Here is a 15,852-nt window from a genome sequence, read left to right as displayed (position 1 = left end):
ATGTTATCACCTAAATGGGTTATGAGTGAGATCATAACATTTCTTATTAGGTGGCCAAATTCAGTGTGCCACTACACACCACCTTAAGAAAAAAGTATGTGTATAAAAGGAACTATCAACTATGAAAGAAAAAAGATCATTAATAATCAGAATTATATATGGTTCAATGAGGGCATCCATAGGTTACCTCAAAAAGGAAAACATCATCATTTAAGCACATTTTCCATACATTTATAGTTTTCCATAGTGCTGCGATTTATTAACAAAAAGTTATAATTATCGTTACCACGCCGATCATCATCAATTTCTCTGACTTTTCGAGTGTCAATTTTCCATTGTTCAACTAAGTAATAAAAGAGTACAGCCTTCACGCTAATCGTAAGCTGCTCAGTATCCCTATCCATATCAAACTCGTAAATAAGTGTCTCTTTTTGACTTCCTTCAATTGTTGGATGAACTTTAAGCACGACTGGTATGGATATATGCCATTCCTTGTCACTTTCAATACGCTGAGTTGGTGACGCCGATATATTCGGAGCTTCTGTGACTGCTTTCAACCTAGAAAAATTGAATGACTTGAATCCATCATTATTGAACTTGCTACCTAAGCTATATGCTCTAAACATCCATGAAATGCCATCATAAAAAATAGCTGTAGGAAACAATTGTCTTTTGATCTGGGTGCCAATCGACTTGGAAAAATACTCACAATCAATAGCGGTTCTATTACTGATAGCCCTAGTTACTTTTGAAATCATTTCAACATCTAATTTTTTAGGTAGTAGAGCAACTCTTTCATACGGTATAAATCTTTGACTATCAACCTTACCCTTGTTAAATCCATTAGCCAGCATACTAAGCGCACTTTCAGCACTAAATCTAAGAAGTGGATTGAAAGTATCCAACTTTATTACATTCCTACCTTCCCTATGTTCGTACAAGACATTATCTTTTCGATACTTCTTGTAGTCAGAAATGGCTGCTGATGCAGATGCCTCCTTGATACCAAAGAAATCAGTCAAATCACTTCGATTTAACCCCCCTTTAAACATCAATATAAAATCAATGAAAGCCAAACGATCTGCTTTGGAAGTGCTTTTGGTTTTCTCCAAAAGCTCTAAGTAACTGTATTGATTGTTCATAATTCCATTCATTGCACGTTGTGAATAATCGCTATTACTGCTTATCTATCATGTACTAAAAAAAGATCACTAACAAGCACTTGATCACCGAACCAGATCTAATTATTATACGTGGTGTAGTATTAAATTTAATCAAATACTATATGATGTGCTTACACATCAATATCTGCTCAACATGTAGTTAGCAGTGTAAGTCTTTAGTACAATATGTTGATAGGTAGGTCAACTTTCTTCATCGCACAAGTAAGTGATGAATCAACGTTAAAGGGATTTCCTGGCACTCTAAAACATTGAATGAGGTATATCGTGACCGAATTATTTACTAATGCCCGAGCTCTCAGTGAGCATAAGAAATCCATGTTGGTTGAAATGTTGGACTCTGTGTTTGACAACCTAGATCTGACGAAAACTCAGCGCGAACGTATTGAGACAGCCTATAACACTGTTGGTAGCTATCTGGCGAGTTGTGACCATCCATTACTTAAAGAAGCGCAAATATATCCACAAGGCTCGATGAGACTGAGAACAACAAACAAACCTCTATACCAAGAGGAATTTGACGTCGATCTAATCCTATTTTTACCTAATGCAGGCCATGCAACACGAGACGAAATAGTGAAAGTAGTCAAACAACATCTTAAAGATAACGAAGTCTACAAAGAGTTGGTGGAAGATCTTCCAAGAGGCCTTAGGATCAACTACAAGGGTGATTATCACTTAGACATCACACCTGCCAAAGAATACGACCTTCCTGGGTTACAGGGCCATCCTTTGTGGGTCGTGGATAAGCATACAGGCTTTAAGGAGTCCAACCCTGAAGGGATGGCTCAAGGGTTTGAGAAAGCCTGTTCTATGTTGCCAGTAATACGCAGAAGGCACGAACTTCTGGAAGCCTTGGCCAATAAATCCGTTACGGAATTACCTGATCAGTCAAAGAAGAAACCGCTCAATAGGATTATCCAAATTTTGAAACGCCATCGGGACGTTTGGTCTCAGCAGGGCGAAAACCTACACGCTGATTTCAGACCAATCTCCGTGATAATCACGATGTTAGCCAGTTTAGCTTACGTCGAGGTCGTAAAGTCTGGAAAAGAATACGAAAGTGAGTTCGATTTGATTCTGGACGTTATTGAGCTGATGCCTCTTCATATTGAGATCAATTTTGATGGGGTCTTTGTCACAAATCCCACAATGAGACCGGAGAACTATGCTGAAAAGTGGAATAGGGTCGAAAGGCAAGAGGGGCAAAAATACCGAAATGCATTTTATGCTTGGCACCAGGCAGCAGTCGATACATTTGAGCGTCTAGCGAGTGCAAACAATCAAGGTATGGATAACGTTTTCGCAGCGCTGTCCGGTGCATTTGGGGAAAAGCCGGTACTTGCCGCCAAAAATCGAATTATCGAAGCCATTAATGAGAACAGAAATAATGGGAATCTGCGCGTTGCGCTTGGTACAGGAGCTTTAGCTGCTGCCACTGCAGGAAAGGTACATGCGGCTTCGCGGGTTGTTAGCCCAGTAGAGTCTGTTAAAAGGAATCAGTTCTATGGCGACTGATCCATTATTCCTAAAACGACTTGAACAACCAGAAATTGGCATTCGCAAACAATACCTATCTTTGAAGCAATTTTGTCCGGGAACAGTCGTGATTACCGACAATGATAAAACGGTGCTGTGGGAGGGTACACTTCAACCCACACCACTTTCAAGAGAATACCGTATGGTGATTAAGTATACACTCAACCATTCTCCTGTCTGCGTCATTAAAGAGCCCGATTTATCGGTCTTGGCCAAAGGTCGAAAAATTCCCCATATTTACCAGAACCAAACAGGCATAAGGGGCACTCAACTCTGTCTCTATTTACCAGTAATCAAACAAAAAAACAAAGTCAGCGAATGGCAACCAACCATGTTCTTGGCAAACACGATTCTGCCATGGGCTTCAATGTGGCTAGTGTACTTTGAGTTCTGGTTATCCAGCGGTGAATGGGACGGTGGCGGTGTTGAACATGATGCAATTGCGGAGAGCGGAAGATGAAAAAATCTATCAGTTACTTTATTGAAAAAGCCGCAGATTGGTTGTTTAGGAAGCGTTCACCGGCATTGATGGTTTTCAGGGCTGGGGTTTACTTGTTACCTCTAACATTGGCAGGAGGTTGGGCTGTATCGATCATGTACAAAGATGCAGAGAGAACCTTGTCGTTGGGATATCAATCTTCAAGTACAGCACAGTTTATTGTAGGTATTTGTTTAATTGTTGACGTCGGTTTGATGGTGTTAGGGGCTGTCTGGGAATACCAACGATATCGAGACGAAAAGAAGCGAAACGATAAAAAGAAAACCATAGTCATCGAGCAACGAGGCTTGGTCGATACATCGGATTCACCATTGAGTGAGTTTATAAAAAATAAGTGCTCATGGCCGGTCGAATCAATAGTCAATGACATCCGGGAAAAGATTACTGACAATGTAATCTCTAGGCCTGATGTGGCGTTAGCCAGAGTTAATAATTTGAAAATGAGTCTGTCTGAGAAGACGGCTCAGTCAGCAGCGTCTGATATCTCAATAGCATATGGCGGAGTATCTCCAGTTCCATTTACGTTTTATACCGGCTACCTATTAGATGATGAAAGTCAGATCTCTGTGTATGACTGGGATAGAGATGTAGGGGACTGGCGAGGACTAGATGACGTTGACGACGGAGAACAATTCAGCATTGAACCTTCATCAATTAAAGGTAATTCCGTTGTACTCGCGGTCTCGGTTTCTTATCCTGTTGATAGGCAGGCTATTGCTTCGGTTTTCACTGGTTTGCCGGTTCACTATTTGTCGCTGCCTCAGCTGGACAGAAACAACCACTGGTCGAAAGAAAAACAGGACCGACTAAGCGGGCAATTCCTAGAATATTGCAAAACGCTTCTGGGGCAAGGGGTCGAGCACATTCATTTAGTGTTGGCCTCACAAAACAGCGTAGCCTTCAGATTTGGACAGGCCTATGACAAGCGTAACCTACCAAGTGTTTCTGCCTATCAATACGAACGTCACCAACCAGTGAGATACCCCTGGTGTGTACAGATCCTACATGAAGCTGGTAAAAAACCATCAGTCGTTCAAACCGAATTCAAGCATGTCGCTTGATGTTTAAAAGTGAAAAAGGAGTCAATTATGACTAACAAAAAGCAAAGTTCATCGCAAATGGCTTCATTGGCTTCATCTGTTTTGACGAGCAATGGTTCTTCTCAGATTCAAAAAGCCTTAGCAGGTTCAGTACTAAGTCAATCCAGCACATCACATCAAACCGGTGCAGAAATGGAAAGTGTCGCTTCGGCTGTGTTACAGAGCGAAAAATACAATGATGTTACCAAATCTTTAGCTGCTTCAGTGCTTTCGCAATCCAACAAAAAGCGTTAGTAAAGTCAGGGCTGTGCATGCAGCCCATTCTTATTAAACCTTATACGAAACTAAGAATGGCTAGGTAAACCAAACACACTTTATGAGGGCAAATGAAATATGCTATTAAAGTACAAACCGGAGGGACAGATTAAAAATTTGTTGGCTAATTCAATTTAGATCGCCCCTCCGAAACCAAATATGGACGGATACCAGTTTGACACATCCAGAAGACCGTCAGCTTTAAAGTAATAATTACACAAGTTAATGACGCATTAAGGTGTGAGCACCGCTAGCACCTAATCTCGACACATTAAGCGGGGTGCTAAACGTTAAACGAGGAATGCAACACATTGAGAGTATTACTAAAAGCTTTTTTAAATATGAGAGTGACGAGCAGTGGCCTCATTCTCCATTACAACAAAATATGCATTCGGAGGTAACCTTTCATAGTCACATGGATCCCCACTATGACCTTGTGCACCAACCAAAGTACCGAGAGCTTTACAGTTATATAATACCTGCCAAACACCACCTAGTTTAATAAAGCTGACACCGATACTATCTACATAAACAGCTCTTTTCTTTGGGTTTGATAATGGATAAAACCACCATAGATATGGATACGAACCATTTTCAATGGCATTTCCTAGAGCTTCAGACTGAAGTTCACGCAAGGTTGTGCTCTGTTCCTTGATATTGAGACTTTTAGCCCACCTAAGATTTACTGGGCATTCCCAACCACAGTGAACATCAACATTGGATAGCATGCAAACTTCACCGGTAGGTTGAGCCGGAGGATATAAAAAGTGACTAGCTTTACAACGACCAGATGCAAGACGGAGACGCTCCCCCTTTAACTCGGGAACATAGACTTCTGTATAATGTAACCAACTCCTAGTTATTAACTCTTCCAACATACTCGGCATTTCATTTGTCTGGCTAAAATTCAGCATTAAGGGGCTGACAACAGTTGTCCGTATTGAAATCATTTTACCGTAAACACCAATCCCAACCTTGAGCCCAAAAGTTCAAGTATTGGGGGGCTCTCTTAAGCCACCGTTAAATTCGTCCCCTGTATTAAGCTCTGCACAACTAGCTTTAATCTCCTGCGCCTCAAAAGCACTTAAACAGTATCACTCCTAAAGATCAAAGTTCCCGAGCCTCGACTTTATGTAGTTAAGAATAGATTTGAAAAAATTATGATTTCAGTTGGAGGTGACGTTTATAATAGTACAGACTAAAAAGTACTGTACTATTATTTTATAGAATATATTCAGATATTTGAATTAATTAGTATGATTCGAGTGGTACTTTTAATTGATCCGCATTTTCACTTCGATCGCCCTGCGCGGCGGCCTCTTGCACTTTGAGGGTGATCTGCGGGCGATATTCCTTCCACAGGTATTTTAATTCTTTATCTAAGGTCATCCAGCCTTGGCGGGTGATCAAATGCGCTTTCATGTTAAGACTCTATAGTTAACTAACAACGAGCATAATTTTAAACAGGCGTGCACTGATGATACTCAGAGTCGACGCCAAAGTTAAGGACTAGCAAAAAGCACCGCTGCCAGAAATGCCAATTTAGTTACAATTTCATATGTATAGTGAATATATTCAACGATTCCCATGCAATTTCATTTGCTTAGTATTAACATGAGTTGGCAATTTGTCGCATTCGACCGTGGTTGGCTTACATCATGAGCTAGTCGCTCAGATTGAATCCAGCTATATTAAGCGCATTCTTGGCAGATTCGTTTTCAATTTCAGCCAGTTAATCTTTGTTGTATGACGGCATAAAAAACAAAAGCAATAATCCGAGCAATTTAAGGACATCCCATGGGACAAGAAACCTCGAAAATCCTCGTTGTCGATGATGATATGCGCCTACGAGCACTACTCGAGCGTTACCTGATGGAGCAAGGCTATCAGGTACGCAGTGCGGCCAATGCTGAGCAGATGGACCGTTTACTGGAGCGAGAAAACTTTCATTTGATTGTGCTCGATCTGATGTTGCCCGGGGAAGATGGCTTATCTATCTGCCGTCGTCTGCGTCAACAGGGCAGCACCATTCCGATTGTGATGCTCACCGCCAAAGGCGATGAAGTCGACCGCATTATCGGCTTAGAACTCGGTGCCGATGATTATCTGCCAAAACCCTTTAACCCGCGGGAATTATTGGCACGAATTAAAGCGGTGATGCGCCGCCAAATACAGGATGTGCCCGGCGCGCCCGCGCAACAAGAAGCCGAAATTAGCTTTGGTGAGTTTTCCCTCGACCTAGCTACCCGTGAGATGTACCACGGTGATGAAGCCATCGCGCTGACCAGTGGCGAATTTGCGGTATTAAAAGTGTTAGTTACCCATCCACGCGAACCGTTATCGCGGGACAAACTGATGAACCTCGCCCGTGGTCGTGATTATTCGGCGCTCGAGCGCTCGATTGACGTGCAGGTATCGCGTCTACGGCGCTTAATTGAAAAAGACCCCGCTAATCCGCGCTACATTCAAACCGTGTGGGGATTAGGCTATGTATTTGTACCCGACGGTGCCGCCCGTCGATGAGCTGCTTTTGGCCTGTTGTTGACGCTTTTTTGGCACGACTATGAAACTTAAGTGGTGGCAGCGACTCCTTCCGCGCAGCGCCTTTAGTCAAACGGTACTGCTGATTGGTTGTTTGCTGCTGATCAATCAGCTGGTGTCCTATGTCACTGTCGCAGTGTATGTGTTAAAACCCAGCTATCAACAAATCAACCAGTTAATCGCCCGTCAAATCAATCTGTTATTTGTCGATGGTGTCGATATCGGCCGCGAGCATTTAACCATAGTCGATGCACTCAATGCCAAAGTCCGCGACGATGGCATGAAGGTGTATAACCAACAGCAAGCCCGTGAAGCGGGCATCGAACAAGCCACCTACTACGGTTTTTGGTCATCACAGATGTCGGAATATCTCGGTGGCGATGCCGAAGTCCGTGTCACCCACGGCAGTGTTTTGCAAATTTGGATCCGCCCACCGCAGGCGCCGTCTGTGTGGATTAAAGTGCCGCTGATTGGGCAAAATGTTTCCGACTTGTCGCCACTGACCTTGTACTTGATGGTGATCGGCGCACTCAGTGTTGCCGGCGGATGGTGGTTTGCTCGCCAGCAAAACAGACCATTAAGGCGCTTACAAAAAGCCGCGATCTCGGTGTCCCGTGGCGAGTTTCCCGATCCTTTGCCGCTTAAAGGCTCCAGCGAACTGGTGGAAGTGACCAACGCCTTTAACCAGATGGCCCATAGCATGAAGCAGCTAGAGCAAGATCGTGCACTGTTGATGGCGGGAATTTCCCACGATTTGCGCACGCCGCTGACCCGCATCCGCCTTGCCTCTGAGATGATGGTTGAAGAAGATCAATATCTTAAAGACGGTATCGTCAACGATATTGAAGATATGGATGCCATTATCAGCCAATTTATTGCCTATATTCGCCAAGATCAGGAAGCCAGCCGCGAGCCCGGGCAAATCAATAAACTCATTCAAGATATTGCCCAAGCCGAAGCCAATCGCGATGGTGAAATTGAAGTCGTACTGAGCGATTGCCCCGAGGCCTTATTTCAAGGGCTGGCGATTAAGCGGGTGTTGAGCAACTTAGTTGAAAACGCCTTTCGTTATGGCTCCGGCTGGGTGCGGATAAGCTCGCAATTTGACGGCAAACGCATAGGCTTTAGCGTTGAAGATAATGGCCCAGGGATAGATGAATCACAAATTCCTACACTGTTTCAACCTTTTACCCAAGGTGATATTGCCAGAGGCAGTGTCGGCTCAGGGCTTGGGCTCGCCATCATCAAACGGATTATCGACCGCCACCAAGGCCAAATTACCCTCTCGAATCGCGCCGCAGGCGGTTTAAAAGCCCAAGTTTGGCTACCGCTAGAATAATCCCAAAATCATAATGACAACGCTGACATTTGATTGGTTCTGTCATATTTATGTCACGCGAAATTCATAAACTTTAGGCAGTTAACTTACCTTAAGTTTCCAATGAAGATTGCATCATGAAGATTTCGACCTTGTCACGTACTGCTTCGGCGCTGTTGTTATTGCTTGCGGGATTATTAGCAGCAGTAGTACTTTGGAGTAGCGATCAAAGACAGCAGATTGAGCAACAAACCCAAGTACTCCAAGGCCTGCAACAGGACTTTCTCGTAGGCGTTCGCCGCGATCTTGATGGCTATTTAACCAGCGGCAACGCGACCCAACTCGAAGAAGCCAAAGCCAAGCTGAGCAAAATCAAAAACCAACTCAGCGAACTCAACCTTGCCGCATCAGGTAATGCCGATGAGGAATTACAGGCCGGCCTGAATCAATTCATTCAAGACTTAGACACTAAATACCGCGCGGCGGGCAAACTAGCAGGTAACCCAAGACAACTGCTGGCTCACGCAGAATCCGAAATGCTCGACTATAACCGTAGGCTTGGTAGCTATGCCGACAAAGGCTTAGCCGTTAATGCAGCAATAGCCGAGCAATATTTGCAATTAAGCCGTGACTTTCCCAGTATTGTTTATCAACTGTCGCAGCTTACCGATGGCTATCTCATTGATAAAAACCAGCAACTTAAGAATATTCTCGACAGCACCAGTAAAGCGCTAAACCAATGGCGCGATCAACTCAACGCCCTGCCATTAATCGGTGTATATGAACAACAGGAAGCCGATGAATTTGCCCTCGGCGCAAGTGAGCCGCAGCAAATTGAAGTGGGCGAAAATGATCGCAACGAGCTGTTAAGCCTTGCCAATCGATACAATAAAGAAGTCGCCAACACCCACCAATTGCTGCAAGCCAATCAGGAGATGCAAGCGCAATTAATTCAAGCGATTGGCAGAGTTGAACAGCAGCTCATTGCCCTCGGTGAGGCACAGGCCGCCAAAAACCAACAGCTCAAATATGAGTTACAAGTCATTCTTTATGCAATGGTTTCGATTATGGCGCTATTTGCGATCGGCTATTTAATCCTGCAACAGAACCGCGTGGTTAAACCCCTTAAACGCCTCAATCAAGCCTTTATGCAATTAAGCGAGTCCAACAGCCGTGAACGTTTGGACATCAATCGCCGCTGCGAAACCGGCCAAATTGCAGGGCATTTTAATCAGCTACTGCATCGTTTTGAACAGGAAGATGAACTCCAACGCCAACAAATGACTAAGGTTTCTCAATCCTTAAGTCAGTTGGTCGCGCGCATTACTCAACTGTCGCAGCACACCGAACACACTCAGACCATAGTCGCCGACACGCAGTCGCAAACCGAGCATATCCGTAGCCTCGCCAATGAGGTCAGTCATACCTCGGCTCTAGTCGAGCAGAGTGCGGTCGAAACCATGCGCCAAATGCAGTCGAGCCAAGCCGAGGCCGAAGCGGTACTGAGTGCCACAGAGCAAACCCAAACGGCGGTTGGCCTTTGCCATGCCTCGCTCGAAAGCCTGAATAACTCAGTGGCAGATGTGGCAAAAATCATTGATGTAATTGGCAATATCGCCGAGCAAACTAATTTACTGGCACTTAATGCCGCTATCGAAGCCGCCCGTGCAGGCGAGCAAGGTCGCGGTTTTGCCGTGGTCGCCGATGAGGTGCGCAGCCTTAGCCAACGAACTCAGGTATCGTTAAATGAAATTGTGAAAATCCTGCATCAGCTCACCCAATCTAACCTTGCTCTCGGCGAGAGTGTCGATGGCATTGCCCAAGCGACCGATAGCCAAAAACAGCGGGCACAGAGCCTATGGCAAATGGCACAAACCGTACAAAATCAAGCGAGTGAAATGGCCAATACCGCCAAACAAGGCTCGCTCAACGCCAAGGAACAGGTGGATTACCTCGATGAATTTGTTCGCAGCATGGATAACCTGAAAGACCAAGCGCAAACCAGTTCGCAGCAGAGCGAAGTCATCGCCCAAGAAGTGCAGCAAAGCGTGGAAAATATCGAAACCAGTTTAGGTATTGCCGACAGTCGTGTCGTGCCAATGCGCGCGGCTTAAGCTTAAGCACATAAAAAATGGCAGCAAGAGATCAATCTCGCTGCCATTTGCAGGGGTTAACGAGCGTTAGTCGTTAACGAGCATTAGTCGTCAATGCGGCAACTGTGGATTTGCATGCCATCAAACTGACATTCCACATTAACCCATTTACCATCAAAGGTTGCTAATGAGGCATCACTAGCATGGTAACCCCACAGACTGTTCTGGCTCACCTTTCCGGTTAACTCCAGTTCATTACTCTGCTGTTCAAGATCAATTTCCTTCACTAGCCATTGGCCATCGGCTAATTCAACACCTTCAATTTGCAGCCATTTTTGATCAAGGGTTGCAAGGGTTAAGCCATCATCAAACTGGGTTCTCGCGTCGATAATAAAGGTAAAGCCATTGATTTGTAGCTGGTTATTGCTATCGAGCGTAGCTCGCCCTTCAAGCTCAAACTTGTTACCTAAATCGGGTAATGGGCCACCCGCATCTGAACTTTCAAAGTCGACCTCTTTGGCCCACAGGCCCTGCGCAGTAGATTGAATATCCACCTCTAGGCGCTTACCTTCCAGCAAATTGGTGCGATTACCATCTTCAAATTGAGTCTGTTCAGTCACATAGAGTCGTGTGCGGCTATTAAGCTCAAACTGGCTCTTGTCTTGGTTAACCCAAGTTACTGTGCCCTCTAACTCCATCTCGTTGAATGTCGGCACATCACTCGCATCTTCTACGTCGACTTCATGGGCCTTAAATACGGCGCCATCCTGTTGACCTTCAACCTCAACCCACACACCTTCGGCTAACTGCCCTTCTAACTCGGCATTGGCGTAATCGATCAAGGCTGAGCCTAGGCGGAATTGCTGCATAACAGGATCAAGCTCTGTTACTCGACCTTCAATTTCAGCAATTGCGAGATTCGGGAAAAGGTTAATCGACTCTACCTGCCATTGTCCGACCACTGTGGGGTAGCCATTTACCGCTACCCAATCGCCCTTTTTATATTGGCTAGCTGATGCAACGGCTAACTGTATGCCATTGACCGTAATATTATTTTGATTGATGGCACTGATTTCACCAACCAGCGCAGGATCGACAGCAACCGTTTTAGCCTGCTGACCTTGGTTAACCAAATCTAGGCGCATCCCCACTTGAATAGCTTTGGCATCCAGTGGTTGTTGTTGATAACGAATATCTGCATTGGCGATATTAATCTTGTATCCATTCACAGTGATCTGTTGGTGGTCTGCGGACACTTGAGTCACAGTCCCCATCACTTTAGCGGGTAAATTCGCGGGAGGTGGCGTCACATCCGTTGATGAACCGTCGCCACCACAAGCGGTTAATAGTAATGCGCTAATACCTACTAAGTGCTTATTCATTTTTTTCTCCCTTATTTACCTTGTTAAATCAACGGCTGGCATCTTAGTATGGGAAACGTCAAGCAAACGTGAAGAAATGAAGATAACTAATGAAAGTATTAATTGTTGATGACAATCATGATGTTATAGAAACAATCATGGACTATTTAACCCTCGAAGGCATTATTGCTGACTGCGCCTATCACGGTGAAAGCGCCATCAATTTAATACAGCAAAACCATTATGACGTGATCATTATGGATATTATGATGCCCAAATTAGACGGTATTCGTACGGTCAAAAAACTGCGCGAAGAGCTGTTTTGTAACACGCCGATTTTGTTCTTAACCGCCAGAGATAGCCTGCAGGACAAAATTGACTCCTTTACCTCGGGCGGTGATGACTTTTTAAATAAACCCTTCGCCATGGAAGAACTATGCCTGCGTCTACGGTCACTGCATAACCGCGGGCCGCGTTTAGATGTAGGTATATTGCGCTTTGGTGAAATCAGCTTAAATGTCGCAACGCAGCAAGTATGCCGCGCGGGTAAGGAAATCAAGCTGAGTAAAATCCAACGCACGATTTTGACGCTACTACTCAAACATGCCCCCGCCATTGTGAGTAAAGAACAAGTTATCGATGCGGTTTGGGGTGACGAAGCCCCCTGTAGCGACGCGCTTCGTAGCCATATTTACGGCCTGCGTAGTGCATTGGATAAGGGCTTTACAGATTCCAAACTAGAGACGATTCATGGCCAAGGTTACCGACTCCTCCCCTAAGCCATTACCGAGCTTATACAAAAAAATTCGCCTAACGTTTTTAGTGCTAACGAGCCTAATGTTCGCGATTTTCTGGGGTTTGATTTATATCGCCGAAGAACAAATTGAGGTCATTAGCCTTGAACACAAACTGGCGACCGAAACACGCGAATACCAAAAAAACTATCAACGATTTGGCGATAAAGCTCAGCTCCCCGATATCCACGAACTCACCACCTATTGGAGCAAAGAGTTTGTGCCGCAATGGCTGCAAGCTTATCAACAAACGGGTTTTTATGAGCACCAATTGGGCGCCGAAGATAAGCACTTTTTGATTTCGCCGCACCCATCAGGACAAGGTTTATTGTATGTGGTGTATAAGGATGATGCGGATGACTTTCTCGATGGATATGAGGACAGGCTGCATATTTTGATATCCTTCTTCGGGGTAGGTTTACTGCTGTTCATCATGGCCTATGGCTTATATTTTGTGCGGCTACTATCGGCACCATTTTTTGAAATTGAACGCAAAATCAATGCGCTGACGCCAGAGGAGCCAAGCTTTATCCCTAGCACACCCTACCGTGAAACCCGCCATATCGAACAAACACTACTGGAAAATAAAGCCAAAATTGCCGCCTATTTTACTCGGGAGCAGGAGTTTAGCCGCTTTGCCTCCCATGAACTGCGCACGCCCATTATGGTGATCCAAGGCTCGACAGAATTACTTAAAAAACTGCCAAACAACGGGAACGAAGCCCAGCAGCGGATCGCTAACAAAGCCATTGCCCGCATTGATTACGCAGGCCAACAGATGAAAACCCTCACCGAAACCTTTTTGCTATTAGGTAAGGAACAAATTGAATCGCAACACTATGATCAAGTTGATTTAGCCGCACGGCTTACGCAGCTATTAAGTGAAATGGCGCAGCATTTTGCCAGACACGAAATCCGCTATCAGCTCAGCGTTAACCAAAATACCGCCATTTGCGCACCGGTGAGTTTTGTAGACATAGTGATAGGCAACTTAATTAAAAATGCCTTTAACTACAGCAGTGGTGATATTGAAATCACGCTGAATAACAATCAACTAACCATAAAAAATCCGCTTAGCCTCCACAGCGCCGAGCCCACGGGCTATGGCTGTGGTTTGATCATTATTGAACGTATCTGCGAGCGCATGGGGTGGCACTTTTCGGCCCAAAGCCTAGGGAATGACTATCTGGCAACTATCCAATTTATGGATAACCGCGAGCCACAACAGCATCTAAATGAATCCGCTTAAATTCTTCACAACTGCTTCACGCTCGTCTTGGCATGATACTCGCCGCAGATGAGTCGCCCAGCGGCGTAAGATTAGAAAGAGGACATTTAGATGAATAAAATCACCTTAAGCATGTTAGCAATCACATTGTCATTGAGTGCCTTGTGCAGCCAAGCTGGATTTCAACCAACAACGGGCGAACCCCAATTACGTGGCGGCTTTCAAGGCCCCAGCGCACGGCAAATCATTCATGATGTCGTCAGTGCACTCAATGCCAGCGATGACACTCAAGTGGAGTTAACCGGTCATATCATGTCGTCAATTGGCCACGATGATTATATTTTCCGTGACAGCACGGGCGAGATTAAAATCGAAATTGACGATGATCTGTGGCTCGGACATACCGTCACGCCTGAAACCCAAGTGATTATTCGCGGTGAAGTGGATAAGGACTGGTCAGAAGTCACTATCGATGCCGACAGCATTCAACTCGCTCAATAACCGTATAAAAAAGCCCGAATAAAAAAGCCAGCCTAGGCTGGCAATTCTCTCGCTCAAGCAAGCGACACATCTGCCCCATAAGTTCAGGGGCATCCGCTTATCTTAACTTAAAGCCGCCAACACCACTTCGGCCTTGCTGACCTCGAATGACTTAGGTGCTTCAACATTCAGTAACGTTACCACGCCATCATCGATGATCATCGCATAACGTTGTGAACGCACGCCGCCAAAGCCTGCGGTATCCATCTCTAATCCGAGCGCCTTAGTAAAGCTGGCGTCACCATCGGCAAGCATCAGTAACTCAGACGCATTTTGCGCTTCGCCCCACGCTTTCATCACAAAGGCATCGTTTACCGATACACAGGCAATTAAATCAACGCCTTTGGCTTTAAACTGATCGGCCAGCACCACATAACCTGGCAAATGTGCTTCAGAACAGGTTGGTGTGAAAGCACCAGGCACTGCAAACAATACCACTTTTTTACCCGCAAACAGCTCGGTAACTTGATGATTTACCATGCCATCTTTTGTTAATTGGCTTAACGTAGCCGCTGGTAATTTTTGACCTTGAGCAATCATGTCTCTCTTCCTTTAGTTAACGTAACTCGCCCATACTAGCCCGAATCCGACAGGATAAACACCGAGAGAAAAAGGGGGATTGGCCATTGTTACTTCCAACCAGACGATAGATTGATTCTTACCTTCAAATCCTCAAACTGTGACGGAACGCTACCAATATTTATAGTGAGGCTTAGTGAACCAGCATCACTAGGAAAGAAATTAAAATATCGCATACTTTTTGTTTTAGCTGGCATTTCAATTGATAACGGTACAGCTCTATCACTCACATCTTGGTTTTTATAGCTATATCTTCCATTCCACTCATATTCATTAGCCCATGATGCTTCTTTAAGTTCTTGCATCCTTTTGAAATGAGCATTTAAAGGAGATTTCCTGTAAAAAAAGGTAACGCCTAAATCATTTACAATTTTAAGCTCAACTTCGGTATCAAGCTCAGCAAAATCATGTTCATTATCACTGAATAGCTCGATACTTATAGTCGAAGTTTCATGGGACTTATACCCTTTTAAATCAAACTTATGCTTTGATCCAGTCTCAAAAGGAAAATCTGGCAAAGTAAGCTCGTACGTGATAAGTGGCCAATAACCATATGATTTAAAATCCCCATCCCCCTTATATCCGCAAGACATAAGGGAAAGGCAAAAAGAGAGTAATATCCATTTTTTAATCAAAGCAAACTCCATGCTTCTAAATTTAACGTCCACCAAAATAAATTAGAGTACCCAAGATAAAACAAAAACATCATGCACTTTAGGTTTGCCCACAACTTACTCAGGCCAAAGTGGCTTGAATAGCTGCCTTTAAAAGTACTTGGGCAGCATCATCGAAAAAAATCGACGTTTTAAGATGGGTGTCCACTT

At 44.6% G+C, this 15,852-nt stretch carries 15 protein-coding genes and 1 pseudogene; 10 read left to right on the top strand and 6 right to left on the bottom strand.

Annotated features, from left to right (window positions below):
* Positions 1 to 206: 206 nt before the first annotated feature.
* Complete coding sequence (locus tag L976_RS07470) at positions 207 to 1,142, bottom strand: WYL domain-containing protein (RefSeq protein ID WP_047535616.1); 936 nt, start codon at positions 1,140 to 1,142, stop codon at positions 207 to 209.
* 306 nt (positions 1,143 to 1,448) lie between these two features.
* Here L976_RS07470 and L976_RS07465 point away from each other — a divergent pair, with 306 nt between their 5' ends.
* The 4 genes from L976_RS07465 to L976_RS07450 are packed head-to-tail and all read left to right on the top strand — an operon-like array spanning position 1,449 to position 4,553.
* Positions 1,449 to 2,699 (top strand): nucleotidyltransferase domain-containing protein, encoded by a 1,251-nt coding sequence (locus L976_RS07465; protein ID WP_047540245.1) that lies wholly within the window; start codon positions 1,449 to 1,451, stop codon positions 2,697 to 2,699.
* Entirely contained in the window at positions 2,689 to 3,180 is a 492-nt protein-coding gene (locus L976_RS07460) for a hypothetical protein (protein WP_047535613.1), read from the top strand. The genes L976_RS07465 and L976_RS07460 overlap by 11 nt, the downstream gene beginning before the upstream one ends.
* A complete protein-coding gene (locus tag L976_RS07455; protein WP_047535610.1) occupies positions 3,177 to 4,280 on the top strand; it encodes an SAVED domain-containing protein in 1,104 nt (367 codons plus the stop codon). The genes L976_RS07460 and L976_RS07455 overlap by 4 nt, the downstream gene beginning before the upstream one ends.
* Positions 4,281 to 4,307: 27 nt before the next feature.
* Positions 4,308 to 4,553 (top strand): hypothetical protein, encoded by a 246-nt coding sequence (locus L976_RS07450; RefSeq protein WP_047535607.1) that lies wholly within the window; start codon positions 4,308 to 4,310, stop codon positions 4,551 to 4,553.
* A gap of 356 nt (positions 4,554 to 4,909) precedes the next feature.
* On the opposite strand, the gene L976_RS07445 is transcribed toward L976_RS07450, so the two are convergent.
* Both L976_RS07445 and L976_RS22725 read right to left on the bottom strand, forming a co-directional pair.
* Entirely contained in the window at positions 4,910 to 5,452 is a 543-nt protein-coding gene (locus L976_RS07445; protein WP_156143167.1) for a hypothetical protein, read from the bottom strand.
* Between the two features lie 403 nt (positions 5,453 to 5,855).
* A pseudogene (locus tag L976_RS22725) lies at positions 5,856 to 5,996 on the bottom strand (transcription elongation factor GreAB); the annotation flags it as partial.
* A 375-nt stretch (positions 5,997 to 6,371) separates the two neighbouring features.
* Between L976_RS22725 and ompR the strand changes: the two are divergent.
* From ompR to L976_RS07430, 3 genes are all read left to right on the top strand, one after another.
* Entirely contained in the window at positions 6,372 to 7,097 is a 726-nt protein-coding gene (gene ompR, locus L976_RS07440) for an osmolarity response regulator transcription factor OmpR (protein ID WP_037423742.1), read from the top strand.
* A gap of 40 nt (positions 7,098 to 7,137) precedes the next feature.
* Positions 7,138 to 8,454 carry a two-component system sensor histidine kinase EnvZ gene (envZ, locus tag L976_RS07435; RefSeq protein ID WP_037427393.1) on the top strand — a complete coding sequence of 439 codons (1,317 nt, stop codon included), beginning with the start codon at positions 7,138 to 7,140 and terminating at the stop codon, positions 8,452 to 8,454.
* Positions 8,455 to 8,570: 116 nt separating this feature from the next.
* A complete protein-coding gene (locus tag L976_RS07430; protein WP_047535604.1) occupies positions 8,571 to 10,547 on the top strand; it encodes a methyl-accepting chemotaxis protein in 1,977 nt (658 codons plus the stop codon).
* Between the two features lie 83 nt (positions 10,548 to 10,630).
* On the opposite strand, the gene L976_RS07425 is transcribed toward L976_RS07430, so the two are convergent.
* Positions 10,631 to 11,908 (bottom strand): DUF5666 domain-containing protein, encoded by a 1,278-nt coding sequence (locus tag L976_RS07425; protein ID WP_047535603.1) that lies wholly within the window; start codon positions 11,906 to 11,908, stop codon positions 10,631 to 10,633.
* A gap of 89 nt (positions 11,909 to 11,997) precedes the next feature.
* Between L976_RS07425 and L976_RS07420 the strand changes: the two genes are divergently transcribed.
* The 3 genes from L976_RS07420 (at position 11,998) to L976_RS07410 (ending at position 14,410) form a co-directional block, all read left to right on the top strand.
* Complete coding sequence (locus L976_RS07420) at positions 11,998 to 12,666, top strand: response regulator transcription factor (RefSeq protein ID WP_037423754.1); 669 nt, start codon at positions 11,998 to 12,000, stop codon at positions 12,664 to 12,666.
* Positions 12,638 to 13,930: a sensor histidine kinase gene (locus tag L976_RS07415; protein ID WP_047535599.1), complete on the top strand. Its 1,293-nt coding sequence runs from the start codon at positions 12,638 to 12,640 to the stop codon at positions 13,928 to 13,930. The genes L976_RS07420 and L976_RS07415 overlap by 29 nt, the downstream gene beginning before the upstream one ends.
* 90 nt (positions 13,931 to 14,020) lie before the next feature.
* The gene (locus tag L976_RS07410; RefSeq protein WP_047535597.1) at positions 14,021 to 14,410 is read left to right on the top strand and encodes a YgiW/YdeI family stress tolerance OB fold protein; all 390 of its coding nucleotides are present in this window, start codon (positions 14,021 to 14,023) and stop codon (positions 14,408 to 14,410) included.
* 102 nt (positions 14,411 to 14,512) lie between these two features.
* On the opposite strand, the gene L976_RS07405 is transcribed toward L976_RS07410, so the two are convergent.
* Positions 14,513 to 14,989 (bottom strand): peroxiredoxin, encoded by a 477-nt coding sequence (locus L976_RS07405; protein ID WP_037423763.1) that lies wholly within the window; start codon positions 14,987 to 14,989, stop codon positions 14,513 to 14,515.
* An 89-nt stretch (positions 14,990 to 15,078) separates the two neighbouring features.
* Positions 15,079 to 15,663, bottom strand: a complete 585-nt coding sequence (locus tag L976_RS07400) for a hypothetical protein (RefSeq protein ID WP_047535595.1) — start codon at positions 15,661 to 15,663, stop codon at positions 15,079 to 15,081.
* Positions 15,664 to 15,852 lie beyond the last annotated feature (189 nt).

It is taken from the genome of Shewanella sp. ZOR0012, from assembly GCF_000798835.1.
Classification (GTDB): domain Bacteria; phylum Pseudomonadota; class Gammaproteobacteria; order Enterobacterales; family Shewanellaceae; genus Shewanella; species Shewanella xiamenensis.
Note: the sequence above shows the minus strand (reverse complement) of the source record. Positions and strands in the feature narration are given on the sequence as shown.